The organism is Bradyrhizobium sp. AUGA SZCCT0105, assembly GCF_018129565.1.
Taxonomy (GTDB): domain Bacteria; phylum Pseudomonadota; class Alphaproteobacteria; order Rhizobiales; family Xanthobacteraceae; genus Bradyrhizobium.
The window spans coordinates 1,070,037-1,093,074 of the sequence record NZ_JAFCMK010000002.1 but is presented as its reverse complement, the minus strand read 5'-3'; the positions used below and the strand labels follow the sequence as shown (position 1 = coordinate 1,093,074).

At 63.8% G+C, this 23,038-nt stretch carries 22 protein-coding genes; 11 read left to right on the top strand and 11 right to left on the bottom strand.

The annotated features are described in order from the left end of the window. Positions 1-6: 6 nt before the first annotated feature. From JQ573_RS14250 to JQ573_RS14230, 5 genes are read right to left on the bottom strand one after another with little or no spacing between them, the layout of a single operon-like run. On the bottom strand, positions 7-201 hold the full coding sequence (locus JQ573_RS14250) for a hypothetical protein (RefSeq protein WP_212310463.1): 195 nt from the start codon (positions 199-201) through the stop codon (positions 7-9). 15 nt (positions 202-216) lie between these two features. Beyond that, the gene (locus JQ573_RS14245; protein WP_212310462.1) at positions 217-810 is read right to left on the bottom strand and encodes a 3-phenylpropionate/cinnamic acid dioxygenase subunit beta; all 594 of its coding nucleotides are present in this window, start codon (positions 808-810) and stop codon (positions 217-219) included. Between the two features lie 31 nt (positions 811-841). Beyond that, positions 842-1,648, bottom strand: coding sequence for an SDR family NAD(P)-dependent oxidoreductase (locus JQ573_RS14240; RefSeq protein ID WP_212310461.1), 807 nt, complete (start codon positions 1,646-1,648; stop codon positions 842-844). Continuing rightward, the gene (locus tag JQ573_RS14235; protein WP_212310460.1) at positions 1,645-2,994 is read right to left on the bottom strand and encodes an aromatic ring-hydroxylating dioxygenase subunit alpha; all 1,350 of its coding nucleotides are present in this window, start codon (positions 2,992-2,994) and stop codon (positions 1,645-1,647) included. The genes JQ573_RS14240 and JQ573_RS14235 overlap by 4 nt, the downstream gene beginning before the upstream one ends. Positions 2,995-3,052: 58 nt before the next feature. After that, complete coding sequence (locus tag JQ573_RS14230) at positions 3,053-4,282, bottom strand: ABC transporter substrate-binding protein (RefSeq protein ID WP_212310787.1); 1,230 nt, start codon at positions 4,280-4,282, stop codon at positions 3,053-3,055. A gap of 129 nt (positions 4,283-4,411) precedes the next feature. On the opposite strand from JQ573_RS14230, the gene JQ573_RS14225 reads away from it, so the two are divergent. Both JQ573_RS14225 and JQ573_RS14220 read left to right on the top strand, forming a co-directional pair. After that, positions 4,412-5,221: an IclR family transcriptional regulator gene (locus JQ573_RS14225; protein ID WP_212310459.1), complete on the top strand. Its 810-nt coding sequence runs from the start codon at positions 4,412-4,414 to the stop codon at positions 5,219-5,221. Between the two features lie 390 nt (positions 5,222-5,611). Continuing rightward, the gene (locus JQ573_RS14220; protein WP_212310458.1) at positions 5,612-9,385 is read left to right on the top strand and encodes a C2 family cysteine protease; all 3,774 of its coding nucleotides are present in this window, start codon (positions 5,612-5,614) and stop codon (positions 9,383-9,385) included. A gap of 33 nt (positions 9,386-9,418) precedes the next feature. On the opposite strand, the gene JQ573_RS14215 is transcribed toward JQ573_RS14220, so the two are convergent. Further along, positions 9,419-10,342, bottom strand: a complete 924-nt coding sequence (locus JQ573_RS14215; protein WP_249131686.1) for a ketopantoate reductase family protein — start codon at positions 10,340-10,342, stop codon at positions 9,419-9,421. 207 nt (positions 10,343-10,549) lie between these two features. Between JQ573_RS14215 and JQ573_RS14210 the strand changes: the two genes are divergently transcribed. After that, a complete protein-coding gene (locus JQ573_RS14210; protein WP_212310456.1) occupies positions 10,550-11,365 on the top strand; it encodes an ABC transporter ATP-binding protein in 816 nt (271 codons plus the stop codon). Next, a complete protein-coding gene (locus tag JQ573_RS14205; RefSeq protein WP_212310455.1) occupies positions 11,365-12,150 on the top strand; it encodes an ABC transporter permease in 786 nt (261 codons plus the stop codon). Before JQ573_RS14210 ends, JQ573_RS14205 begins: the two co-directional genes overlap by 1 nt. Positions 12,151-12,615: 465 nt before the next feature. Here the strand turns inward: JQ573_RS14205 and JQ573_RS14200 are convergent, their stop codons facing one another. Continuing rightward, complete coding sequence (locus tag JQ573_RS14200; protein ID WP_212310454.1) at positions 12,616-13,464, bottom strand: helix-turn-helix transcriptional regulator; 849 nt, start codon at positions 13,462-13,464, stop codon at positions 12,616-12,618. A 92-nt stretch (positions 13,465-13,556) separates the two neighbouring features. On the opposite strand from JQ573_RS14200, the gene JQ573_RS14195 reads away from it, so the two are divergent. Next, on the top strand, positions 13,557-14,447 hold the full coding sequence (locus JQ573_RS14195; RefSeq protein WP_212310453.1) for an SDR family oxidoreductase: 891 nt from the start codon (positions 13,557-13,559) through the stop codon (positions 14,445-14,447). A 19-nt stretch (positions 14,448-14,466) separates the two neighbouring features. Next, on the top strand, positions 14,467-15,192 hold the full coding sequence (locus tag JQ573_RS14190; RefSeq protein WP_212310452.1) for an SDR family oxidoreductase: 726 nt from the start codon (positions 14,467-14,469) through the stop codon (positions 15,190-15,192). 215 nt (positions 15,193-15,407) lie between these two features. On the opposite strand, the gene JQ573_RS14185 is transcribed toward JQ573_RS14190, so the two are convergent. Then, positions 15,408-16,733, bottom strand: coding sequence for a 4Fe-4S binding protein (locus JQ573_RS14185; protein ID WP_212310451.1), 1,326 nt, complete (start codon positions 16,731-16,733; stop codon positions 15,408-15,410). 311 nt (positions 16,734-17,044) lie between these two features. Further along, positions 17,045-17,494 (bottom strand): cupin domain-containing protein, encoded by a 450-nt coding sequence (locus JQ573_RS14180; RefSeq protein WP_212310450.1) that lies wholly within the window; start codon positions 17,492-17,494, stop codon positions 17,045-17,047. A gap of 167 nt (positions 17,495-17,661) precedes the next feature. Here JQ573_RS14180 and JQ573_RS14175 point away from each other — a divergent pair, with 167 nt between their 5' ends. Both JQ573_RS14175 and JQ573_RS14170 read left to right on the top strand, forming a co-directional pair. Then, positions 17,662-18,687, top strand: coding sequence for an ABC transporter substrate-binding protein (locus tag JQ573_RS14175; RefSeq protein ID WP_212310449.1), 1,026 nt, complete (start codon positions 17,662-17,664; stop codon positions 18,685-18,687). A gap of 16 nt (positions 18,688-18,703) precedes the next feature. Further along, entirely contained in the window at positions 18,704-19,405 is a 702-nt protein-coding gene (locus tag JQ573_RS14170; RefSeq protein ID WP_212310448.1) for an NUDIX hydrolase, read from the top strand. 65 nt (positions 19,406-19,470) lie between these two features. Here JQ573_RS14170 and JQ573_RS14165 read toward each other — a convergent pair whose 3' ends face one another. Together JQ573_RS14165 and JQ573_RS14160 are read right to left on the bottom strand one after the other, a co-directional pair. After that, complete coding sequence (locus JQ573_RS14165) at positions 19,471-20,037, bottom strand: RidA family protein (protein ID WP_249131684.1); 567 nt, start codon at positions 20,035-20,037, stop codon at positions 19,471-19,473. A 327-nt stretch (positions 20,038-20,364) separates the two neighbouring features. Continuing rightward, positions 20,365-20,916 carry a TetR family transcriptional regulator gene (locus tag JQ573_RS14160; protein WP_092115816.1) on the bottom strand — a complete coding sequence of 184 codons (552 nt, stop codon included), beginning with the start codon at positions 20,914-20,916 and terminating at the stop codon, positions 20,365-20,367. A 72-nt stretch (positions 20,917-20,988) separates the two neighbouring features. On the opposite strand from JQ573_RS14160, the gene JQ573_RS14155 reads away from it, so the two are divergent. The 3 genes from JQ573_RS14155 (at position 20,989) to JQ573_RS14145 (ending at position 22,907) form a co-directional block, all read left to right on the top strand. Then, positions 20,989-21,225 carry a DUF2798 domain-containing protein gene (locus JQ573_RS14155; protein WP_092115815.1) on the top strand — a complete coding sequence of 79 codons (237 nt, stop codon included), beginning with the start codon at positions 20,989-20,991 and terminating at the stop codon, positions 21,223-21,225. Positions 21,226-21,327: 102 nt separating this feature from the next. Continuing rightward, positions 21,328-22,245 carry an SDR family NAD(P)-dependent oxidoreductase gene (locus JQ573_RS14150; protein ID WP_212310447.1) on the top strand — a complete coding sequence of 306 codons (918 nt, stop codon included), beginning with the start codon at positions 21,328-21,330 and terminating at the stop codon, positions 22,243-22,245. A gap of 209 nt (positions 22,246-22,454) precedes the next feature. Then, positions 22,455-22,907, top strand: coding sequence for a hypothetical protein (locus JQ573_RS14145; RefSeq protein ID WP_212310446.1), 453 nt, complete (start codon positions 22,455-22,457; stop codon positions 22,905-22,907). Positions 22,908-23,038: the final 131 nt, after the last annotated feature.

Below are 23,038 nucleotides of genomic sequence, written 5' to 3'. Positions count from 1 at the left end.
CTGGAACTAGTCGCTGAGCACATCGACGACGTCCTGGGCATGGCAAAGCTCCACCGTGCCGACATCGCCCGGACGGGCAGGGGACTCCAGATAACGCACCTGCAGCCACTGGCCATCGTCCATGTTCTCCACCACCTCGGCGACGACGCCCGCCTCCAGTTTCAGCCGCGTCCCGACCTTGATCGCCGTCACGTCAATCATCGCACCACACCTTGCTCAGAAGAACGTGGTGAGATTTTTGGCCAGCAGGATATTCTGTTCAAGCAATATCTCGCGCCTCGCGATCTTCCAGCCGTCGTCGGTCAGGCGCAGCGTGTCGTTGCGGCGGCCGACGAAGATGTAGGTCTCGTACTCGACGCGGTTCTGGTAGACGAGAAAGCGGCTCGTGACATCGAGCTCGCGCGCCGCGGCGATATCCGGCCGCGCGCCTTTGATCTGCACGTTGCTGACCATGTGTGTGATCCGCGACAGCGGCTCCTCGGCGTAATGCACGCCGGTCAGGATCTGTTCGACCCGTTTGGTCAACGTCCATTTGTCCTCGTCGAACCAGCTGATGCCTTCACCCCGTTTGGTGTTCTCGCGTGCGGCCTGCTGGCCGAACTTCACGTTGCGCCGGATCGGCATGAAGTAGCTGACGTCCTCGGCGAGCAGCTCGAGCCAGTCGCGGAAGCGCCGGTCATCGAGCAGGTCGGCCTCGCGGTAGTAGAAATCCTCGACATCGGCCTTCAGGCGGTAATAGGCCGCCGATCGTTCGATCGTGGCGCCGGCAGCCTGCGCTTGCTTGTCATGATCCTGAACCGTCGTCGTCATCGGTATCTCCTCATCGGGGATCGCGGGGTTGTCAGGCCGCCGGAGCGGGCGGAATCGGTCCGCCCTGTTGCGCGAAGCAGCCGACGTCGATCACGGTGCCGGACAGCGTTTCGGCTTCCGGCGACAGCAGGAAGGCCACGACATTGGCGATGTCGTCGCCGGCGGCCACCCGGCCCGCGGCGGTGCCCGGCGCGCCCTTGCCGAAGCGCGCGGCGTCGCCGCCGACCCGGCCGAGGCTCATGCCGCTGACGATGCCGCCACCACCGGGGATCACGGTGTTGACGCGGATGTGCTGGTGGAAAAAGTCGTAGGCCATCGCGGCGCTCAACGCGACAACGCCGCCCTTGCTCGCGCTGTAGACCGCCATGTTCGGCTTGCCCCAGCCGGCGCCGGATCCGATGTTGACGATCGAGCCGCCGCCCTGTGCGATCATATGGGGAATTGCCGCGCGACTGGTGAGGTATGGTCCCTTCAGATTGACGGCGATAATGCGATCGAACAGCGCCTCGTCGGTGTCGAGCACGGTGCCGAGCGGACCGATCGCGGCATTGTTGACGACGCCGTCGATGCGGCCGAACCGCGCCATGGCCTGCGCGACCACTTTGCCGACATCACCCGATTGCGACACATCGGCTTCCATCAATTCGGCGGACAGGCCTTCGCGATCGAGCTCTTCGCGTAGAGCTGGGATGGCGTTCTGCGCGGTGCTCGAGACCTGAGGCGCCTCGAGGCCGAACGCCACCACCGCATGGCCGCGGCGGGCGAGGCCGAGTGTGATCGCGCGGCCGATGCCGAAGGTGCCGCCGCTGACGAGGATGGTTTTTCGGGGCGCGGTCATTCTGCGGCCTCCCGGTTGCCGGCAGGGGATCCAAGCAGCTCGTGCCAGCCGCCGCCCTGCATGTAGGTGGACCAGCGGCGGTAGAAGCCGCGCGCGATCTGCTCGGTGACTTGCGTGGAGACATCGCCGCCGAGCGGATGATCGGTGACGTAGGCGCCCATCGACTGCTGATAGTTGAAGGGATAGCGCCGCGCGACCGTGCCGGTGCTCGCGGCGGTCGCATAGAGCCAGTTCTCCATGTCGTCCTGCTCGGTCATGCCGGCCGGGCCGGAGTAGCGCATGTAGTAGTGGCGCAGATAGTCCTTGGCTTCCTGTGGCGCGTCCTTGTCCACCAGGAAGAAGCGCCAGCCTTCGGTCGAGGTCGGGCTGTGCGGATGCCAGGCGCAAAGTCCGCGCGGCTGACGACCGTGATAGGAGGTGTTCGGGAAGATCGTGCCGACGAAGGGCAGCAGCCGCGCGCCTTCGCCGAGCCGCCGCTTGCGCTCCTCGAAACAGTGCCGGAAGTATTGTTCGAGGATCGGATTGTCGAGGAAGGACTCGGTGTATTCGTTGGCTTCCGGCTGGATCGCGCTGTGCACGCCGTGGCCTCCAGGAAAGCTGATCCAGACGTGCTGTGCCTTCTCCAGTTCGTCGTCGCGGCGGCCTTTCTTGCCGGCGGCTGCGCTCGGTCCGATGCCGATCAGATCGACCGAGCGGTGGCTCGGATTGTGATAGGTGTCGCCGAGGAAGTTCTCGGCGGCGAATTTCCAGTTGGCGGGGAATACCCATTTGTGGACGCCGATCACCTCGGAGCCGCCCTCGCGGCCGTCGCGGCAGTCGAGCGCCTGGTCGAGATGGATCCTGGCATCGCCGAGATAGGCGATGAAGTCGGGCGCATCCTTGTCCCAGGTCGCCCAGATCGAGCCTTTGTAGTTGCAGAGCTTCGCCACCGAGACCAGCGAGTTGGCCTCGCGGTCGAGCACGCCGTCATAAAGCGTCCGGTGCAGCGGAACACCCTGCAGCTTGCCGTCGGTGGTGTAGGTCCAGCTGTGATACGGGCAGGTGAACAGCGAGGTGTTGCCCTGCTCGTAGCGGCACACCTTCATGCCGCGGTGCCGGCACGAATTCAGGAAGACGTGGATCTCGCCCTTCTTGTCGCGGCAGAGGATGACGGATTCCTCGCCCATCCGCGAGGTGTAGAAGTCGCCCGGATTCGGCACGAGGCTTTCGTGGCCGACCAGCAGCCAGGCGCGCGTGAAGACCTTGTCGAGTTCCTGCCGGTAGATATCGGCGTCCACGAAGATCTCGCGGCTGATGAAGCCACCCTTGACGTCAACAAGCTGATCGAAATCGTTGCGAAGCGGCATCGGCTCCTCCTTGTTTCTCGCATGCGCGACCGTGCGTCGCGGCGAATGGTGGTGCGTCCTATTTGTCGAGCTTGCAGCCGCCCGTTCCTTCGGGGCGGAATGCCTTATCGCCGGGAATGACCGCGATCTTCTGGTAGTAGTCCCCGGGATATTTGCTCTCGTCCGGCTTCTTCACGCGATAGAGCGACAGGTCGTAGACGACACGGCCGTCCTTGCGGACGTGCGCGGGGCGGCCGAAGAAATCGACCGGCAGCTTGCGCATCTCGGCATTCACCGCCTTGGCCTCGTCGCTGCCGCCGGCCTCGATCGCCTTCAGATAGTGCCGCACGGCTGCGTAGGTCGCGGCCTGCAGCTTGGTCGGCTCGCGTTTCTCGATCTCGATGAAGCGCTTGGCAAAGGCGCGGGTGCCGTCGTCGTCATCCCAATAATATTGAGACGCGATGTACATGCCCTGCGCATCGCGCAGGCCGATCGAATGGACGTCGGAGATGAAGGTCAGCATGCCGACGATGGTCTGCCCGCCCTGTTGCAGGCCGAATTCGTGGGTCTGCTTGACCGCGTTGACGGTGTCGGCGCCAGTGCCGGCCAGTGCCACCACCTTGGCGCCGGAATTCTGCGCCGCCAGCAGGAAGGACGAGAAGTCGGTGGTGTTGAAGGGATAGCGCACCGCGCCGACGACCTTGCCACCGGCATCGGTCACCGCGCGCGAAGCATCCTTCACCATGGCGGTGCCGAACGAATAGTCGACCGCGACGAAGAACCATTCCTTGCCGACGCGGCGGCTCAGCTCGCCGACCAGTCCGGCCGACAGCGCGTAGGTGTCGTCGGCCCAATGCGTGATAACCGGCGAGCATTTGTCGCCGGTCAAATCGGAGGTCGCGGCGCCCGAGACCAGCGCGGTCCGGTTGCTCTGCGTTGCGAGCCCGGCGACGGCGAGGCCGACCGAGCTCACCGCAAGATCGGTCACCGCGTCGACATGCTCGACGTCGAACCATTGCCGGGCGATCCCGACCGCGACGTCGGGCTTGTTCTGGTGATCGGCCGAGATGATCTCGATCGGCTTGCCCAGCACCTTGTTGTGAAAATCCGCGGCGGCAAGCCTGGCGGCGGTCACCGAGCCCGGCCCGCCGAGATCGCGGCCGCTGCCGTAATCGCCCAGGACCGCAATCCGCACCACGCCGTCGGAGATGCCCGAGCCATCGGGCGCGGCATACGCCAGCGACGTCGAGAACATCAGCACGGCGATCGCGGACCAGCTGCGCGCGGCGTCTGTCTGAAGCAATTCCAATCCTCCCGTCATTTTTGATATGTCCATCTAGTGGACATTATTCTCATAATATGAGATAGTATCCATGCGGCCCGATTGGTCAAGCGCGCTGGTTGCAGCGCGCCCTGCCGAATTTGCGGATGTGGACGGATGGCGAAGAAACCGAAGGCGGAAGCTCACGACGCGGAGCAGGGGGTGTCAGGCGTGCGCGCGGTCGACCGTGCGATCGCGATCCTGCAATGTTTCACGCCCGATCAGCCGGCGATGAGCGTGATCGAGATCCAGAAGCGCGTCGGGCTGAGCCGGCCGACGCTCTATCGTCTGTTGCAGACGCTGGCGCAGCGCGACCTGATTCAGGCCGAAGGCGACCCGCAGCGCTTTCGGCTGTCCCACGGCGTGATGAAGTTGTCCCATGTCTGGCTGGCGGGGCTCGAGGTCGTCGCGATCGCACGCCCCGTCGTCGAAGGCCTGCGCGAGGCGACCGGTGAGACCGCGGCGCTGTTCCGCGTGCAGGAGGATCGCGGCATCTGCATCCTCGAATGCCAGAGCCGTCACGTGCTCTCGATCAGCCGCGGCGTCGGCGACAGTTTGAGCCTGACCCGGGGCTCGACCGGCAAGGCGATGCTAGCCTTCATGGACCCGGCGCGGCAGGCCGAACTCCTCGCCACCATACCGAACAGCGCCGACCGTGCGCGGCTGGAGGAAGCCCTGGCATTTGCGCGGCGCAACGGCTACGCGACCAGCCACAGCGAGATCTTCGCCGGCACGGTCGCGGTCTCCGCGCCCTGCTTCGATCACCGCGGCGACGTCGTCGGTTCGGTCGGCCTCTACGGACCGGGCGCGCGTATCGACGAGCAGAAGCTGCTGGAATTTTCAAGGCTGGTGCGCGAGGCCGGCCGGCAGATTTCAGTTCTGCTGGGATTTCAGGGTGCCGAGCCGGCTGCTCTCGAACGCGCGTGATGCGAGCGGGCCGGCGGCGCTCAGCCCTGCCTTTATGCCGCGCGAGCCGGGGCATCGAAGGGACGGCGGCGCGGCTGATGCGCTGCAGGGAACCCGGACCAGGTTCGGCTTCCCTGGGGACCCGGCGCTGCGGTCGGGGCCAAACCCCGCCTCGATCCCCGGTGGCGGGCCGCGCATCAGGCAGACGTTAACGAATCTTCACGATCATGCGGGCTGCTTTGGCTTTTGGCCGCGGTCGGCAAGATCGACACGGGTCCCGAATTCGTTCACAACTATAGCGATAGTTACGCAATCTATTGCTGGATTCGTCGCGACGGAACGCGCGCAACCTCGGCAGGACAGGCCTGGCCGACAGCAATCGTATCGCGTCAAGATTTGCGAAGGAATTCCATGACGGCAAGCTGGGTCAATTCCCTGGTCGACAGCGGCATCAAGTCCGACATGCTCAACTTTGCTGCGGACGGCGTTTTCACCGACGCGGAAGCCATCCAGTTGCTGGCGGATGTCGCCAACCGCGGGAGTGTCACCGCGAATGAGCTGAACTCGCTGCAGCTGATTGCGGCCAATCTGAACAGCGGCCTCTACACGTCGGACTATGTCTCCCATCTTTTCAACCAGCTCGTAGATGGGAATCCGGCGAACGCCACCTGGACAGGGGGCGGCACTGCTCACATCACGCTCGGCAATCTGCAGGTTGGCACGACGTCGACGCAGATGTCTGAACTGATCGGAAAGTGGTTTCAGGGGACCGATCTTCCGGATCCGACTTTGCCGCCCGATGCAGGCGGGAGCGGCTGGACATTGCAGGGCTACAGCGCGGTTGTCGGGCCGTTGTATTCTTCGGCGGGCGCGGCCACCGTCAACGACATCTGTCAGGGCGCAGACGGCGATTGCGAATTGATGTCGGGATTGATCGACGTCGTCGTCTTTCATCCCCAGGTCATGAGTTCCATGATCGTGGACAACGGAAACGGCACCTATGGCGTGCGCTTCTATGTCAATGGTCAGGAGACATGGGAAACCGTCAATGACGAGTTTCCGGTCGTCAGTGGCACCGAACTTGACTATGGCCACAACTACAATGAGCAACCCACTGCGATGTGGGTTGCCCTGGTGGAAAAGGCCTACGCGCAGCTCAGCGCAACGGGGCAGATCGGGCACCCGGCCGTCAACAGCTACAACAATATCTCCGCTGATCCCCCGACGAATGTCTTCGAGAATCTGACCGACGCGACGAGCGTCAACTATTATCTGAGCAGCGCGTCCAATTGGTACAGCAACAAGTCCGTCTATATCGCGGCACTCTCCAGCCACGACGACGTCACCCTCGAGATTCCTTCAACGTCGCCGTACACGTATGACAGTGCCGGAAACATCCAGCTGGTCCCGGATCACGCGTTCGGGGTCGTCGGCTATGACAGCGCAACGGGCAATTTCATCGTTCGTAATCCATGGGGAAACAGCTATCCCGGCCAGAACTGGGATGTGCAATTTGAGGTTTCGCTGACACAGATCGCCAGTGAGGGCGGCGACTTCGTCATCGACAATTCCGGCGCCGTCGACGTCGCGCCCACGGTGGTCGCGTCAAACATAACCGGCCGCGTGCAAACCTCGATTGCAGCGTCGTCCATGTTCTATACGACGGGCGGTACTCTGCCCATCATCGAATATGCGCTTTGGGACTCCACCGGTAACGGCCACTTCACTGTGGGCGGGGTGGCGCAGGCGAACGGGGTCGAGATCGACGTCGCTGCCTCACAGTGGTCCAGCATTGCCTATCAGTTCGGTCCCGGGAGCGACCAGCTGTGGGTGGAGGCGTTCAACGGCGTATTCTGGAGCGCCTGGACCGAATTTACGGCAACCCCTGAAGGGCCCGTGGTGACGGGCGTAAACATGACGGCAGCGCACGGCCAGAGCTTTGCCGTGTCGTCGCTGTTCACCTATTACGACCCGTTCGGCCTCGCGGCCACCGAATACGATGTCTGGGACAGCGGCACCGGTGGCGGCCACTTCGTTCTGAACGGGGTGGTGCTTGCCGCCAATCAGGACAACTACATCACGGCCGCGCAGCTGGCGTCATTGAGCTATCAATCCGGCTCCGGCGCGGACACGCTCTGGATCCGGGCCAACGACAGCACGGTGTGGGGACAGTGGTCGAACGCCTTCACCGTCACGGCGCCGGTCGACACCGGTCCCGTCGCGGCGGTGTCGAACATTGTCGCGGCGCATGGCCAGAGCTATGCGGCCTCGTCCTTGTTCACCTACAGCGATCCGTTCAACAATCCTGCAACGCAATATGACGTCTGGGACAAGGGAACCGGTGGCGGACACTTCGTTCTGAACGGGGTGGCGCTTCCCGCCAACCAGGACAACTACATCACGCCCGCGCAACTGGCCTCGTTGAGCTATCAATCGGGCTCCGGCATCGACACCCTCTGGATCCGCGCCAATGACGGCACCGTGTGGGGAGCGTGGTCGAGCCCCTTCACCGTCAATGCGCCGGTTGACACCGGGCCCGTTGAGACGGTGTCGAACATCGTCGCGGCGCATGGCCAGAGCTATGCGGCTTCGTCGCTGTTCACCTACAGCGATCCGTTCAACAGCGCTGCGACCGTGTACGATGTCTGGGATAGCGGCACCGTCGGCGGCCACTTCCTCCTGAACGGCGTGGCGCTGCCCGCCAACCAGGACAATTACATCACGGCCGCCCAGCTGTCGTCATTGACCTATCAATCCGGGTCCGGCATCGACACGCTTTGGATCCGCGCCAATGACGGCACTGTGTGGGGCGCGTGGTCGAACGCGTTCGCCGTCAATGCTCCCCTCGACAGCGGACCCGTTGAGACGGTGTCGAACATCATTGCGACCCACGGCCAGAGCTATGCTGCCTCGTCGCTGTTCACCTACAGCGATCCGTTCAACAGCGCTGCGACCCAATACGACGTCTGGGATACGGGCACAGGCGGCGGACGCTTCCTTCTGAACGGGTCGGCGCTGTCGGCCAATCAGGACAATTACGTCACGGCCGCGCAGCTGTCGTCATTGACCTATCAATCCGGCTCGGGGATCGACACGCTCTGGATCCGGGCCAATGACGGCACGCTGTGGGGGGCGTGGTCGAACGCCTTCACCGTCAATGCTCCCCTTGACAGCGGGCCCGTTGAAGCGGTGTCGAGCATCGTTGCGGCTCACGGTCAGAGCTATGCGGTCTCGTCGCTGTTCACCTACAGCGATCCGTTCAACAGCGCCGCGACCCAATATGACGTCTGGGACACCGGCACAGGTGGCGGGCATTTTGCTTTGAGCGGGGTGGCACTTGCGCCCAACCAGGACAATTACCTCACCGCGGCCCAGCTGGCGTCGCTGAGCTATCAATCCGGCTCGGGCGCGGACACGCTGTGGGTCCGCGCGAACGACGGCACCGTCTGGGGATCATGGTCAGGTGCTTTCACCGTGACTGCGCCGGTGGACACGGGTCCGGTGGTGACCCCGACCAATTCGAGCACGCTGTCCGTTCAAGGCCAGACGTTCTCGGTGTCCTCGCTCTTCACCTATTCGGATCCGTTCGGCAGTTCCGCGACATCATATGATGTCTGGAATAGCGGAGGCGGCAACGGCTACTTCACGCTGAACGGTGTTGCGCTCGGAGCAAATCAGGACAACGTCGTCGCGGCCTCGCAGCTCTCCCAGCTTGCGTATCACGTCGGGTCTGACACGGACACGCTCTGGATCAAGGCCAATGACGGGACCGTCTGGGGCGCCTGGTCCAGCGCCTTCAAGATCAGTGATCCCTCGATCATTCCAGCCGGACAGACCCTCGAGCTTGCGTCCCCAAGCTCGGCGCAAATCTCCTTCGCATCAGGCTCCGGGACACTGAAGCTCGACGATCCCGCCGACTTCTCCGGCACCGTCGCCGGCATGACGGGAGCCGACGCGATCGATTTCGCCAATATCAGTTTTGCGGCTGGGCAAACCGTGGGCTTTGCCGGCAACACCGCAGGCGGATCGCTCTCGGTTTCGGACGGCGTCCACGCCGCCAGCATCGCCTTGCTCGGAAACTACATGGCATCCACCTTCGTCGCCGCGAGCGATGGACATGGCGGCACGGCCATCACGGTGCATGCTGATCAGGTCGCCACCCTTGCCCCGCCGCAACATGCCTGAGCGGCGCCGCTGCTGCAACGCGCGGCCGCCTGCCTACGACGGCGCACCCATCGCATAGGGCTTCAGCACGGCATAGAGGAAGTCGTGCGTCGGGGTCGGCACGCCGAGCTTGCGGCCGAGCTCGACCACCTTGCCGCTTAGCCAGGGCAGTTCGAGCCGGTTGCCGCGTTCGAGATCGAGCGCCATCGACGCCTTCATCGCCGGCGGCGCGTGGCCGATGAAGTCGAGCACTTTCGCAAGCGGGTCCGGTGGCAGCTTGACGCCGCTGGCGTGGGCGATGGCGATGATCTCTTCGCAGGCCGATACGAAGAACGGGCGCAGGTCGGGATCGTCGCGCAGCCTGCCGATCGGCTGACGCGTGACCGCAGTCATCCCGGCATTGGTGGCGAGGCCAACGAACTTCATCCACAGCTCGGTGTTGATCTGCTCGCTCAGCGTGGCGTCGAAGCCGGCCTTCAGGCAGAGCGCGAGCAGCGCCTTGCCGCGCGGCGTGATGCGGCCGTCAAGTTCGCCGAAGATCATCCGCATGAAGGTGCCGACCTGGTTGATCACGCCGGGCTTGATGATCGAGGCAGAGATCTGCGCCACGCCGCCCATCACGGCGTTGCGCCCGAGGATCGGGATCAGCCTGTCCGGCGCGTCGATGCCGTTCTGCAGCGGGATCACCGCGGTGTCGGGACCGACCATCGGCTTGATGTGCGCGCCGGCGCTCTCGACGTCCCACAGCTTGACGCAGAACAGCACGATATCGACCGGGCCGACGCTTGCGGGGTCGTCAGTCGCCTGGGTCGGGACCAGGTGGGTTTCGCCGCGGCCGCCCTGAACCTTCAGGCCTTCGCTGCGCATGGCGGCGAGGTGCGCGCCGCGCGCGATAAAGGTGACGTCGGCGCCGGCATGCGCCAGCGCCGCTCCAAAGCCGCCGCCGACGCCTCCGGCGCCGACCACTGCGATCCGCATGATTGTCTCCTTGTCCACCGTCTTGGCCCGCAGCCTCGACGAAGTCGGTGCGATGCGCAACCCCGGTTGCGCAGTGCGCCACCGGGCGTGTCTGAAAATCGCGTGACCGCGGTCCCTCAGCACGCGTCCTGCGCCATCTTCCTGCGTTGAACTTGCCCGAGCGAACCGCTAAGCCATTTGCCTGATATTCGGGAGGAATGCGTGGCGATGACGGAGCCGACGGCGGTCGCGCTTGACGGTGCGACAGTGGCGTTTCGGTTGGCGGATGGGCGCGTCTATACCGCGGTCGAGCAGGCCAATCTCTCGGTCGCGCATGGCGAGTTCGTCGCCATTGTCGGCCCGACCGGATGCGGAAAATCCACGCTGCTCAACGTCACCGCGGGGCTGTTGAAACCGGCCGCCGGGTCGGCGCGGATTTTCGACAGGCCGCTCAGTGGCCTCAACCGCGACGCCGGCTATCTGTTTCAGGCCGATGCGCTGTTCCCGTGGAAGACCGCGATCGACAATGTCGCGATCGGGCTCGAGATCCGGGGTACGCCGCGCACGGATGCGCTCGCGCGCGCGCAGCAGTGGCTGACCTCGGTCGGGCTCGGCGCCTTCGCCGGCCGCTATCCGCACATGCTGTCGGGCGGCCAGCGCAAGCGCGTCGCGCTCGCGCAGGTCCTGATCCGCGATCCGAAGATCCTGCTGATGGACGAGCCGTTCGGCCCGCTCGACGCCCAGACGCGGCAGATCATGGGCAATCTGCTCTTGGAATTGTGGACCGCCGACCGTAAGGCGGTGCTGTTCGTCACCCACGATCTCGAGGAGGCGATCGCGCTTGCCGACCGTGTCGTGATCATGTCGGCCGGTCCTTCCGCGCGCATCATCGGCGACTGGCGCATCACGCTGCCGAGGCCGCGCGATATCGCTGAAATCCGGATGGAGGAGGATTTCCATGCCCTGCACCGCGAAATCTGGGGCGTGCTGAAAGACGAGGTGATGAAGGGCTATGTCCAGTCGACGCAGGCGGGAGCCGCCTGATGTCACGCTTGACGTTGCTGTCCCTGCAGGTCCTGGTCGCCGTCGTCACGCTGGCCTTGTGGCAGTTCTTCTCAACCGTTCCGGTGTTCGGCAAGGTGCTGCTGCCGCCGTTCTTCTTCTCCAATCCGGTCGACGTCTTCAGCCAGATTGTAAAATGGTTCTCGACCGGGGTGATCTGGAAGCATCTTGCGATCACCCTGTGGGAGTCCATCCTCGCCTTCGTGATCGGTTCGGGCGGTGGCATCCTGGTCGGCTTCTGGTTCGCGCGACAGCCGCGTGTCGCCGCGGTGTTCGATCCTTATGTGAAGATGGTCAACGCGCTGCCGCGCGTGGTGCTGGCGCCGATCTTCGCGCTGTGGTTCGGGCTCGGCGTCTGGTCCAAGGTCGCGCTCGGCGTGACCTTGGTGTTCTTCATCGTATTCTTCAACGTCTACCAGGGCGTTAAGGAAGTGCCGACCACGGTGCTCGACAACGGCCGCATGCTCGGCATGAACGAACGGCAGCTGATGCGGCACGTCTACTGGCCCTCGGCGCTATCGTGGATGTTCTCCTCGCTGCACACCTCGGTCGGCTTTGCGGTGGTCGGCGCGGTGGTCGGCGAATATCTCGGCTCCGCGGCCGGCCTCGGCTATCTGATCCAGCAGGCCGAGGGCGTGTTCGACGTCGCCGGCGTGTTCGCCGGCATGTTCGTGCTGTCGGCCTTCGTCATCCTGATCGACATGGCGGTGACTGTCGTGGAGAAGCGGCTGCTGGTGTGGCGGCCGACAGCGGTGACGCGGGATTAACACACAAGCTTGGCACGTCCGGAACGAAGGAGGCCGCGAACGAAGGCGGCTTCTATGCATTCCGGGTGCGAAACCGTCAGCTCTTGTATCCCTGGCTGGTGCAGAACCACGAGATGCCATTGGTATCGAAGCCAAGCTTCAGAAAGGATTCCCTGCATTCGTTGAAGTTGTGGAAGCGCTTGACGCCCTCTGGCCAGCAAACCACCGGCGTAGGATTGGGCCAGGTACCGGAGACTGAGCAGGCCGGTCCCGAGGCCGCTTGCTTAGCGAGTTTGGGTTTGTTCTCAGCATTTGCGGGGGGCAATCGACACGATCGCGACAGCTAGGCCCGCGAGGACTAACGAGGCCTTCATTGCTATCTTCTCCCAAATCCCACCGTTGGCTCGGTGGTGGGGCGACTATACCTGAGGTCGTGTCAGAGAAGCGACGCAATTTGCGTTTCGTTTTGTGAGAAGCGCGCGCCGGTCATCTCCGTTCGTCTGCCGGCGCAGCCTCCATCAGCCCGCGGATCTTCTCCATCACCTCCGGGTCAACAGGATTGTAGACGATCATGCTGAGGTCGGACCGGCCATCGACCGCGAACGCTGAGTATTCGAACTTGACCGGGCCGAGGACCGGATGCCGGAGCTGCTTGACGCCTTCGCCATGGGTTCGCACGTCGTTGTCGCGCCAGAGCGCCGCGAATTCCGGGCTGAGCCGGCAGAGCTCATCGACAAAAGGTTGCACCTCGACGGCCGCACCGGCGCGCATCGCGTCCACCCTGAAGGCGCCAACGACGAAGCGCGCCACGCTGGCCCAGTCATGTTGCGCGGCGCGGACGCGCCGATCGAGGAACATGAAGCGCAGCACGTTGCGCTCGCGCGGTGGCAGCGATCCGTAGTCCGTCAGCATCACGGTCGCCGCCCGATTCCAGGCGACGACATCCCATGTCGCGGTCCTGATGATGGCCGGGCGTGGCTCCAGCGCGTCGAGCACGCGCTGCAGCCGCGGCGAGACGCCCTCACTCTTCTGATAGCGCACCTCGGGCGTGCGGCCGAGGCCGAGCAGGAACAGATGCTCGCGCTCGACTTCGGTCAGCATCAACGCACGCGCGATGCGGTCGAGCACATCGGCCGACGGCGCGCCGCCGCGGCCCTGTTCGAGCCAGGTGTACCAGGTCGCCGAGATGTTGGCGCGTTGCGCCACTTCCTCGCGGCGCAGGCCCGGCGTGCGCCGCCGCTCCGGCGGAAATCCGAACGTCGCCGGATCGAGCTTGCTGCGGCGGTCCTTCAGATAGGCGCCGAGCAGATTCTCTTGCGCGAGCGGTTCGCTCATCCTGTTAGCCATTATACCATGATAAAGTCACTACTTTACCACGATAGCGCAACGACCCAGATTTGTCGCCTGCAAAACCTGGAGACTTGCTGATGCGCGTGTTTGTCACTGGAGCCACCGGTTGGGTCGGCTCGGCCGTCACTGACGATCTGATTGCCGCCGGCCATCGGGTGCTCGGCATGACCCGTTCCGACAAGGGCGCGCAAACGCTCGCCGCCGCCGGCGCCGAGGTTCACTACGGAACGCTGGAGGATCTCGACAGCCTGAAGAGCGGCGCCGCGCGGGCCGACGCTGTGATCCATTGCGCCTTCAACCACGACTTCTCGAAGTTTGCGCAGAACTGCGCGGATGACCGGCGCGCGATCGAGACGCTCGGTGCCGTACTCGAAGGCTCGAAACGTCCGCTGATCACGACATCGGGCGTCGCGCGGGTGGCGCAGGGCCGCGTCGCAACCGAAGACGATCCGCCGATTCCAGTCTCCGAGGCCTATCCGCGTGCGTCCGAGGCGACGACGATGGCCGTGGCATCGCGCGGCGTACCTGCGGCCGTCGTGCGGCTGCCGCCCTCGGTGCATGGTCATGGCGACCACGGCTTCGTGCCGCGCCTCGTCGCCTTTGCGCGCGAGAAGGGCGTCTCGGCCTATATCGGTGAGGGGCAGAATCGCTGGCCCGGTGTGCATCGGCTGGATGCGGCGCGTGTCTACCGGCTCGCGCTCGAGCGCGGCGTCGAAGGCGGCCCATTCCATGCGGTCGCCGACGAGGGCGTGCCGTTCAAGGCGATCGCCGAGGTCATCGCCCGCCGGCTCAACGTTCCGCTGGTGTCGAAATCTTCAGAGGAGGCGGCCGAGCATTTCGGCATGTTCGGCAGGTTCGTCGCCTTCGATGTGCCGACCTCGAGTGCGCGGACGCGCGCGCGGCTCGACTGGCAGCCGCAGCAGCCCGGGCTGATCGCTGACATCGATCACCCTGCCTATTTCGCGTAGCTGCGGCGGAGGACGGACCATGACAGACGCCAAGATGTCGCTCGACGGCAAGCGCGTGATCGCAATCGGAGGATCGTCGGGGATCGGCTTCGCGGTCGCTGCGCTCGCGCGGGAGCAGGGCGCGGAGGTGGTAATTGCTTCCAGCAAGGCGGCCAATGTCGATGCGGCGGTCGCGCGGCTGCCGGGATCTTTGGGCAGCACCGTCGATCTGCGCGACGAAGCCGGCGTGTCGCGCTTCTTCGAGCAGGTCGGCGCCTTCGATCACCTCGCGATCACGGCCGGCGATCAGGGCCTTCCGGCGTTCGGTGCCACGCGGGATCTCGATCTCGTCGCCGCGCGCGAGGCTCTCACTCTTCGTTTCTGGGGCTCGCTCGCGGCGGTCAAGCACGCCAGCCGTGTGATCGCTGCGAGCGGTTCGATCACGCTGACCGGCGGCCTGCTGGCACACCGCCCGCAAAAGGGGATGCCGTTTGTTACCGCGGCCGCGGGTGCCATGGAGAGCCTGGCGCGCGGCCTTGCCGTCGATCTCGCGCCGGTCCGCGTCAATGCCGTCTGCCCGGGGCTCATTCTCACCGAGCGCGTCAAGCAGATGCCGGAGGAGAGGGTGCGCGGCTACGTGGCAGGCTTGCCGTTACCGCGCGCTGCATCGCCGGCCGAAGCGGCCACCACCTATGTCTATCTGATGCTGAACAGCTACGTGACCGGTCAGATTCTTGCCGTGGATGGCGGTGGTCTGTTGGTGTGACGCACGACGCCGTCATTGCGAGGAGCGAAGCGACGAAGCAATCCATCCATCTGCGTGCGCGGACAGATGGATTGCTTCGCTTCGCTCGCAATGACGTGGAGAGGTAAGGCGGGTCAAAGATCGTAGGGCGGGTTGGCGCCGCGTAACCCGCCAACTTTGTGCGGCAATGAAAGATGGCGGGTTACGCCTTCGGCTAACCCACCCTACGCGGCCACTTACAGCGGGAAGCATCGCATGTAGGCCGCGAACAGCTTCTCATCGCTGTAGCTCAACAGCTCTGAGGCAATCGCGTCGGCCAGGTCGAGGTCGCGGTTCTGGATGCGCAGCCATGCCTGGGTATCGGCGGTGATGTTCAGCGCCGCGTCTCCGACATGACGCCCCGGCACCACCTGCAGATCCTTGCCCTTGATGACGACTGTCATGTCCAGCGCGCTTGCCCCGGTGAAGCGCAGATGCGTCACGAAATCCAGACCGCGCGCCCTGCCGCGCTGAAATCCGAGCGAGAGCGAGAAGATGTAGGCCTGGATGCTGCCGGTATGGCGGCCGGACGTGACATGCTGGACCTTCTTGTGCGGAAAGCGCCGCGTCACCGTGTCCTCGGCGTCGGTATCCGGGATCACGTAGACGAACTCGTCCTTGTCGATCAGCGGCTGCACGACGTCGGCGAAATGCGCGTCGCGATCATGCAGGAAGGGGCCGATCACGTCTTCGCCGGCCGGACAGGCCGAGATGCAATAGGCTGCCTTGTAGCCCGGCTTGAACGACAGCGATTGCCAGATGTTCAACGTCTCGGTGCGGGGGACACGGGCGCGATAATCCTTGGCGTCCTTGGAATCCGCGACCTTCTCCACCCACTGCGTGAAGTTGCCGAGGAAGTCGTGATAATTGTGGGTGTGGCAGGACAGGAAATCGAAGCCGCCGTCCGGCTTAATGGCGCCGACCGGGCAAGCCGCGACGCAGAGCTTGCACTCCAGGCAGGGATTGTAGTCGATCGGCTGGTCATAGGCGTTCACCTCGCATCCGAGCAGGACGGTGCCGAGCAGGACGAAGCTGCCGAATTTCGGGTGGATGATGCTGCGATGGATGCCCATCCGCCCGAGCCCGGCCTCCACCGCGATCGGCTTGTGCTGGACCATCATGATCCGGGGCAGGTCCATCTCCATCGGGAACGCGGCGACGGAATTGCAGGCCGGGATGCCGTGCTCGTCGAGCGCGCGAACGATGGCACGTGCGGTTTCGTTGACGTGATCGTAGGTGCCGTGGAATTCCTCGTTGGCGACGGAGCGCGAAGGCGAGCGCACCGGCTCGCGGTTCATGTGGCACACGATCGCAAGCAGGGAACGCGTCCGCCCATAGACCTTGCGGATGAAATCCCGCTGCGGCGCGATGGCGGCGCGTTCGAACTCGATGATGCCGACATCATCGGCGCCGCACTCCCGCGCGATCCGCTTCAGCAGTTCCGAAGAGACGGGGACGTCGCGAACGTGCTGGCTGCTGCGCGCGCGCACCGCCCTGACCGTGGGGTGATCGTCCAGGCTCATGGTTCGCTCTCTATAAAATTACGATCATCATATTATGGAGCGAGCGGAGGTGAGGCAAGTGAATAATCCGTTGATCGTGGTGTCATGGAACCGTCAGTTGCGCGCCTGACAGCTATGAGCCCTTGCAAGCACCTTCATCCCCGCGCAAAGGCTTCGCCTTTGTCGCTGGAGGTGCGAGCGGAGCGAGCCTCGAAGGATGGACGGCCACAGTCGGGCCGTCGACCCTCCGAGACGGCCGCTTCGCGGCCTCCTCAGGGTGACGGTGCTTGCACGGTCGGACGCGCCTCGCGATGACGGCTGACGGACCGTCGTTAATCCAGCAGCTTCGTATCATCCGGCGCCTGCGGTGGCGTCTTGATCGCGATCGACTTGATGGCGCGGCCGTTCGGCTTGTTGCCGCCATGCGGCGTGCCCTTCGGGATCACGATCAAATCGCCCGGCTTGACCGTCACTTCCTTGTCGCCGAGCCAGACCGTGCCGGTGCCTTCGAGCACGAATTGCATCTCGTTGGTGTTGGGGTGCATGTGCTTTGGCACATTGCCGTCCTGGATCGAGACGGTGGCGCCGTCGGCCGAGACGAACGTCTTGGAGCGGAAGCCGACCTTGTTGGCGTCGCCGAGCTTGTCGCCCTCCATCTCGCCGGTGTGGATGACCTGCGCGGTGATGCTCTCGGCCGCGAGCGCCGGCCGCAGCAGATGGGTGACGCCACAGCCGGCGGCGAAGGCCGCGGCGACCGACAGCGCGGTTGCAAGACGATTCATGAAGATCTCCCTTGGTGTTTCCCTTGAAATATTCTTGGTGCTTCTTCGGTGTTTTCCCGTATCCGCGATGCTATGCCGTGGCCGCAGGCTTGACCAGTTACCGGAAAGTCGCCTTCTCAAGGCAGGCCTGCTCCTCTATCGTGCCGGCCAGTCGAACGGAGGACGTCATGAACAAACTGCTGGGCAAGCTTGCCGGAGCGCTGCTGGCGCTGACGCTGTCCACGGGCCTTGCCGCGGCGCAAAGCAAGATCACCATCGCGGTCGGGGGCGGCGCCTGCCTGTGCTATCTGCCCACCGTGCTGGCCAAGCAGCTTGGCGAATATGACAAGGCCGGGCTCGCGGTCGAGCTGGTCGACCTCAAGGGCGGCTCGGATGCGCTGAAGGCCGTGCTTGGCGGCAGCGCCGACGTCGTCTCCGGCTATTTCGACCACTGCGTCAATATCGCCGCCAAGAAGCAGGAGATGCAGGCCTTTGTAGTCTATGACCGCTATCCCGGTCTGGTGCTGGTGGTCTCGCCGAAGCATACCGGCGAGATCAACTCGATCAAGGATCTTGCCGGCAAGAAGGTCGGCGTCAGCGCGCCGGGCTCTTCGACCGACTTCTTCCTGAAATACATGTTGAAGAAGAACGGCCTCGATCCCCAAGGCACCGCCGTGATCGGCGTCGGCCTCGGCGCCACCGCGGTGGCCGCAATGGAGCAGGGCCAGATCGATGCCGCCGTGATGCTCGATCCCTCTGTCACCGTGCTGCAAGGCAGCCACGCCGACCTCAAGATTCTCAGCGACACCCGCACCCAGCACGACACGCTCGCGGTGTTCGGCGGCGAATATCCCGGCGGCGCGCTCTATTCGACCACGGCCTGGGTCAACGGCCACGAGAAGGAAGTGCAGGCGCTGACCAATGCCATCATGGCGACGCTGGCCTGGATCCATTCGCATTCGGCCGAGGACATCATGGCCAAGATGCCGGAGGAGCTTGTCGGCAAGAACAAGGAGCAATATCTGGCCGCGCTGAAGAACACGATCCCGATGTATTCCGAGACCGGCAAGATGGATCCCAAGGGCGCCGAAGCGGTGCTCGCCGTGTTCAGCGAAGGCTCGCCGGAGGTCGCAAAGGCCGGCATCGACGTCACCAAGACCTACACCAACAAGTTCGTGGATCAGGTCAAGAAGACGACCGGAAGCGCGAAGTAAGCGCGCTGTGCCCGACATGCAGTCTCCGCTGATTTGCCGCGTCACCACGCTCGATCTGGCATTGCAGCAGCGTCCCTGGCCGTTCGCGGACGAGCGGCGCGACGAGATCGACGCGCATTTCGCCGAGCAGCAGCGGCTGAACCCGAACCTGTGGAACGGCCGCGTCCTGCTCGGGCGCGATCCGGTGTTTGCCGGCGAGCGGCTTAGCGCGCGCTATTTCGAGACCGATTTCGCAAGCTTCCTCGCCTGGCGCGACTGGGGCTTTCCGGACAATGAGGTCTTCAACGGCTTCGGCATGGGAGCGCTGCTCTCGAGCGACGGCGCCTTCGTGTGCGGCGTGATGGGCGAGCGGACCGCGAATGCCGGACGGATCTACTTTCCCTCCGGCACGCCCGATCTCGACGACATCAGCGGCGAGACGGTCGATATCGCCGGCAGCGTGATGCGGGAGCTCGAGGAGGAGACCGGTCTTACCGCCGCGGATTGCCGCGCGGATGCCGATTGGCACTGCATCTACACCGGCGTTGCGCTCGCAATGATGCAGATCCTGCGCGTCGACATGCCCGCTGACACGCTGCGTGCGCGCATCGAATCCAATCTCGCGCTTCAAAAAAATCCCGAACTCGCCGGCATCCATCTGGTGCGGAGCCGTGCCGATCTCTCGGCCGCAATGCCGCGCTTCGTCACCGCGTTCATCGAAACGCAGCTGCCTGCGTAGGGCGTGAGCGCTTCTGACGGGGGATCGTCGGTAATCGACGGACCTTGACTCGATGCAACGGCCGATCATTCGGCCACTTCAACGATCATCTCGACCTCCACAGCGTTGTTGAATGGAAGGCCCGCCATTCCAACAGCAGATCGCGCGTGTTTGCCGGCCGCCTCGCCGAAGATCTCCACCATCAAATCGGAGAAGCCGTTCACGACTTTCGGCTGATCACCAAAGCCTTCGGCCGAATTGACCATTCCGAAGACCTTGACCACGCGCTTGACGCGATCGAGGCTCCCAAGTGCGACGCGCACCTTCGCCAACATGATCAGGCCGACCTGACGGGCCGTGTCATAGCCTTCCTGCACGGTGAGGTCCTTCCCCACCTTGCCCTTGTACTTCCAGTCAGCCGCTGGGGTGTTTCCCGCGAGAAAGAGCAGATTGCCAACCCGGACCGCATCGACGTAGTTGGCGACGGGAAAAGGCACGGGCGGCAGCGTAATATTCAACTCCTTCAGCCTGGCCTCGGCAGAAGGTGAATTCTGCGCCACCGCAGCCGACGAAGCGGCAAGCCACGCTCCCAATCCAAGCACGCACGCACCGAACCACGAGATGAGTCTCGTTCTGCAAAGCATATGAGTCATGTGTCGCCTCCAATGACAGCTACTTCGCAGGCCTCAGGATAAGTCAGAAATAGCGAAGCTGCCCTCCGTAGTTCTCCGGTCTGAAAGGTCGTCGGCAGCGCTTCGCCGAAACTTTGCGCAGGCCTGCGCCGTGGCGACGCAGCCATCGCGTTTGACGTCATCGGCCGCTCCCCCTGTGATAGGACGGACGAAAGCAAAAATGCAGTGCACAATCTCTGGGGAGGGATTCATGCCGGTCAGGAGGGCCGTCCGCCTGCTCGAGCAGGAGAAGGTCGACATGGTGATGGGTTTCTTCAATCGTCTCCGCGGGTTCTAAATCGCAATCTGCTATTTCCCCTGCCGCGCACTTTCAAGCAGGGTCATGCAGGCGTCGAGACAGGCTGCTGCAATCGTCCGGCCGAGGGGACCCGGCTTCTTGTTCAACAGCCGATGCATCACCACGCCGTGCAGCATCATCATGATCGGATAGGCGATGTGCGCGGCCCTGCTTTCATCGACACCGGCACGCACGATATGGGTGGTGTATCGTTCGATCTCGCCGGCCTGCGCACCCGTGGTGACGCGCTCCATCCAGCCACGCCCGTAGAGCAATTCATAATCGCGGGGGTGGGTGCTGCCGAACTCGAGATGCCGTACGCAGGTGTCCTGAAAGTCGCGGGATTTTGCGAGGTAGGCCGAGAAGCGCTGAAAAGCCAGCGCGCGTAACGCCGTCAGCAACGCCTCCCGGTCGGCGTAGTAGCTATAGACCGTCGGCGTCGTGGTGGCTGCTTCCGCGGCGACGCCGCGGATCGTCACAGCCTCCTCGCCGCCCGACTGCCACAGCGTGTCGGCGGCCTTCAAGATCCTGTGAGGCAGCTCCGGATCGGCAGTTCTCGGCATCGGCCCTCTTGCTTTTACATTGTATAAGTTATACGCCGTCTAAATAATAACCCCGTACCCAGGAGCAAGCAAATGGCCCTTTCCCCGAAACTGATTGGACCCTCGATCTCCTTGATCACCGGCCTGATCACGTCGACCAGCATGTCGTTCGTCGGTCTCGCCATGAACTATGGGTTCCAGCCCGATTTCGCCCTGCGCTGGCTGAAGGCCGCAGCAACGAGCTACGTCGTGATCGTCCCGATGTTGATCATCGTCATCCCGCGGATCCAGCGTTTCGTCATGCGGCAGGCCGGGTTGCCGACGCGCTGAGGTCGGGTCGCAGCACAATGCGCACCATCTCCGGGTTCGAGCCCCCGGGCATCACAGATATCACGCAGTTCGTCCTTTGAACGCAACCCAAGAGTCAGCAACATGACGACGAAACACAAGCACGACAAGCCGATTCTCGTGACCGGAGCAGCCGGCGCTGTGGGCGGCGTCGGCCGCAGCCTCACCGAATTTCTGCTCAAGAATGGCCACAAGGTGCGCGCCTTGGTTCGGCGGGAGGACGCGCGCGCCGAAGCCTTGCGGCGGCTCGGCGCAGAGGTCGTAAAGGGCGACCTGACGGACCTCGCCTCGATGCACCGCGCGATCGAAGGTTGCCGGCGTATCTATTTCGGTATGTCTGTCTCGGCGGCTTACCTGGAAGCTACGATCAATACTGCCGCGGTGGCGCGGCACCACGGCGTTGAGGCTTTCGTGAACATGTCGCAGATGACGGTCTCGCAGATGAGCATCAACGAGACCACCGACAGCCCGCAGCACAGGCTGCACTGGCTGGCGGAGCAGGCTCTGGCCTGGTCAGGACTGCCTGTCGTCACGGTGCGGCCGACAGTGTTCCTTGAGGGCTTCTTTCTGATGCTCGCCGCCGCCGGCGTGCGGGCCTCCGGCGAGTTGGCGCTTCCGATGGGCGATGGCAAGACCTCGCCGATCTCGGCGGTCGATGTGGCGCGCGCGGTCGCGGCGATCCTCGACGATCCCGCACCACATATCGGACGAATCTACGATCTGACGGGGCCGGAATCCGCCGATCTGAACCACCATGCGCGTGCTTTCTCCGAGGCGCTCGGCAGGCCCATCCGATATCGCGACGTCCCGCTCGCGGCGTGGAGCGAAGGCCTTCGGCGGGCGGGGTTTCCCGAGCACGTCGTCAGCCATCTCTCGGCCATGACCGAGTTGAACCGGGAGGGGCGTTACGACCGCATGACGGACACTATATACAAGCTCACGGGCAAAGCACCGGTGAACACGCGCGATTTCGTGAAGCTCCATGCCGCCGAATTCAATTAGTATAGAGCGGCGCTTTGATGAGGTGCTCGGCACCGACCGAAGCGGAATCCGACCGTTGCGGCGCCAGGATGGCGCGCTTTGGATCGAGGCCGTGCAATGGCTCGGCCGACCGAAACTCCGGCGCAACTATCTGCCCGCGGTCACGCTCTGTCGCCGGTCTGGCGCAAAGCGTATCGGGGCAATCCGACACAGGCAGTCCAATGAGACCGATGAGGGAAAGGCAGGCGCTTCTGGCACGCTTCGTTCTGCTGCTCTTGTTGAGCGGCTGTGGCGAAGCGGACCAACTTGCGGAGCAGGAGTGTCGTTCCTTGAATGCCCGCAGTTCGGTACTCAAGACATTTTCGGACGATCAAAATAACAAGCTGGTGACTTTTACTCTCAAATACTCGAGTTCGCTTGAAGCAATGATGAATGCTGCGAAATCGGATACTGAAAAATCGGCGATCTTGGACGGTGCAAGGAAAAGCGCCGCCTACAGCCTGGACGGCACGATACTCGTGAAGTCAAGGGACAAGGCAACGCGAGAAGTCACGTGCATTGCGATACTGTCCGTTAGCGTTCTGGATACGAGCGCGGAAAAGGAAATAGAATTTCGAGTGAAGCAAACGAGCGACGGAACGCCGCTCGTTTCAGTCAGTCCTTTTCTTTTCTCGGTAGACTAGTTCTGAAACCCCGAGCGGCCATGCTCGGTCTTCGGTCTGGTGCACAGCGTAGTCGCGCTCCGCCTTCTCGCCGTCCGACTGCCACCGGGCGTCGGCGGCCTTCAAGATCCTGTGAGCCAAGCCCCCCGATC

Bases quoted from the DNA above. Each gene is read 5' to 3' on its own strand.
- JQ573_RS14205 (WP_212310455.1), top strand. From the start codon at position 11,365: ATGTCACGCTTGACGTTGCTGTCCCTGCAGGTCCTGGTCGCCGTCGTC.
- JQ573_RS14165 (WP_249131684.1), bottom strand. From the start codon at position 20,037: ATGACTCATATGCTTTGCAGAACGAGACTCATCTCGTGGTTCGGTGCG.
- JQ573_RS14170 (WP_212310448.1), top strand. From the start codon at position 18,704: ATGCAGTCTCCGCTGATTTGCCGCGTCACCACGCTCGATCTGGCATTG.
- JQ573_RS14190 (WP_212310452.1), top strand. From the start codon at position 14,467: ATGACAGACGCCAAGATGTCGCTCGACGGCAAGCGCGTGATCGCAATC.
- JQ573_RS14180 (WP_212310450.1), bottom strand. From the start codon at position 17,494: ATGAATCGTCTTGCAACCGCGCTGTCGGTCGCCGCGGCCTTCGCCGCC.
- JQ573_RS14195 (WP_212310453.1), top strand. From the start codon at position 13,557: ATGCGCGTGTTTGTCACTGGAGCCACCGGTTGGGTCGGCTCGGCCGTC.
- JQ573_RS14225 (WP_212310459.1), top strand. From the start codon at position 4,412: ATGGCGAAGAAACCGAAGGCGGAAGCTCACGACGCGGAGCAGGGGGTG.
- JQ573_RS14160 (WP_092115816.1), bottom strand. From the start codon at position 20,916: ATGCCGAGAACTGCCGATCCGGAGCTGCCTCACAGGATCTTGAAGGCC.
- JQ573_RS14150 (WP_212310447.1), top strand. From the start codon at position 21,328: ATGACGACGAAACACAAGCACGACAAGCCGATTCTCGTGACCGGAGCA.
- JQ573_RS14245 (WP_212310462.1), bottom strand. From the start codon at position 810: ATGACGACGACGGTTCAGGATCATGACAAGCAAGCGCAGGCTGCCGGC.
- JQ573_RS14175 (WP_212310449.1), top strand. From the start codon at position 17,662: ATGAACAAACTGCTGGGCAAGCTTGCCGGAGCGCTGCTGGCGCTGACG.
- JQ573_RS14240 (WP_212310461.1), bottom strand. From the start codon at position 1,648: ATGACCGCGCCCCGAAAAACCATCCTCGTCAGCGGCGGCACCTTCGGC.
- JQ573_RS14210 (WP_212310456.1), top strand. From the start codon at position 10,550: ATGACGGAGCCGACGGCGGTCGCGCTTGACGGTGCGACAGTGGCGTTT.
- JQ573_RS14235 (WP_212310460.1), bottom strand. From the start codon at position 2,994: ATGCCGCTTCGCAACGATTTCGATCAGCTTGTTGACGTCAAGGGTGGC.
- JQ573_RS14185 (WP_212310451.1), bottom strand. From the start codon at position 16,733: ATGAGCCTGGACGATCACCCCACGGTCAGGGCGGTGCGCGCGCGCAGC.
- JQ573_RS14215 (WP_249131686.1), bottom strand. From the start codon at position 10,342: ATGCGGATCGCAGTGGTCGGCGCCGGAGGCGTCGGCGGCGGCTTTGGA.
- JQ573_RS14250 (WP_212310463.1), bottom strand. From the start codon at position 201: ATGATTGACGTGACGGCGATCAAGGTCGGGACGCGGCTGAAACTGGAG.
- JQ573_RS14200 (WP_212310454.1), bottom strand. From the start codon at position 13,464: ATGAGCGAACCGCTCGCGCAAGAGAATCTGCTCGGCGCCTATCTGAAG.
- JQ573_RS14155 (WP_092115815.1), top strand. From the start codon at position 20,989: ATGGCCCTTTCCCCGAAACTGATTGGACCCTCGATCTCCTTGATCACC.
- JQ573_RS14145 (WP_212310446.1), top strand. From the start codon at position 22,455: ATGAGGGAAAGGCAGGCGCTTCTGGCACGCTTCGTTCTGCTGCTCTTG.
- JQ573_RS14220 (WP_212310458.1), top strand. From the start codon at position 5,612: ATGACGGCAAGCTGGGTCAATTCCCTGGTCGACAGCGGCATCAAGTCC.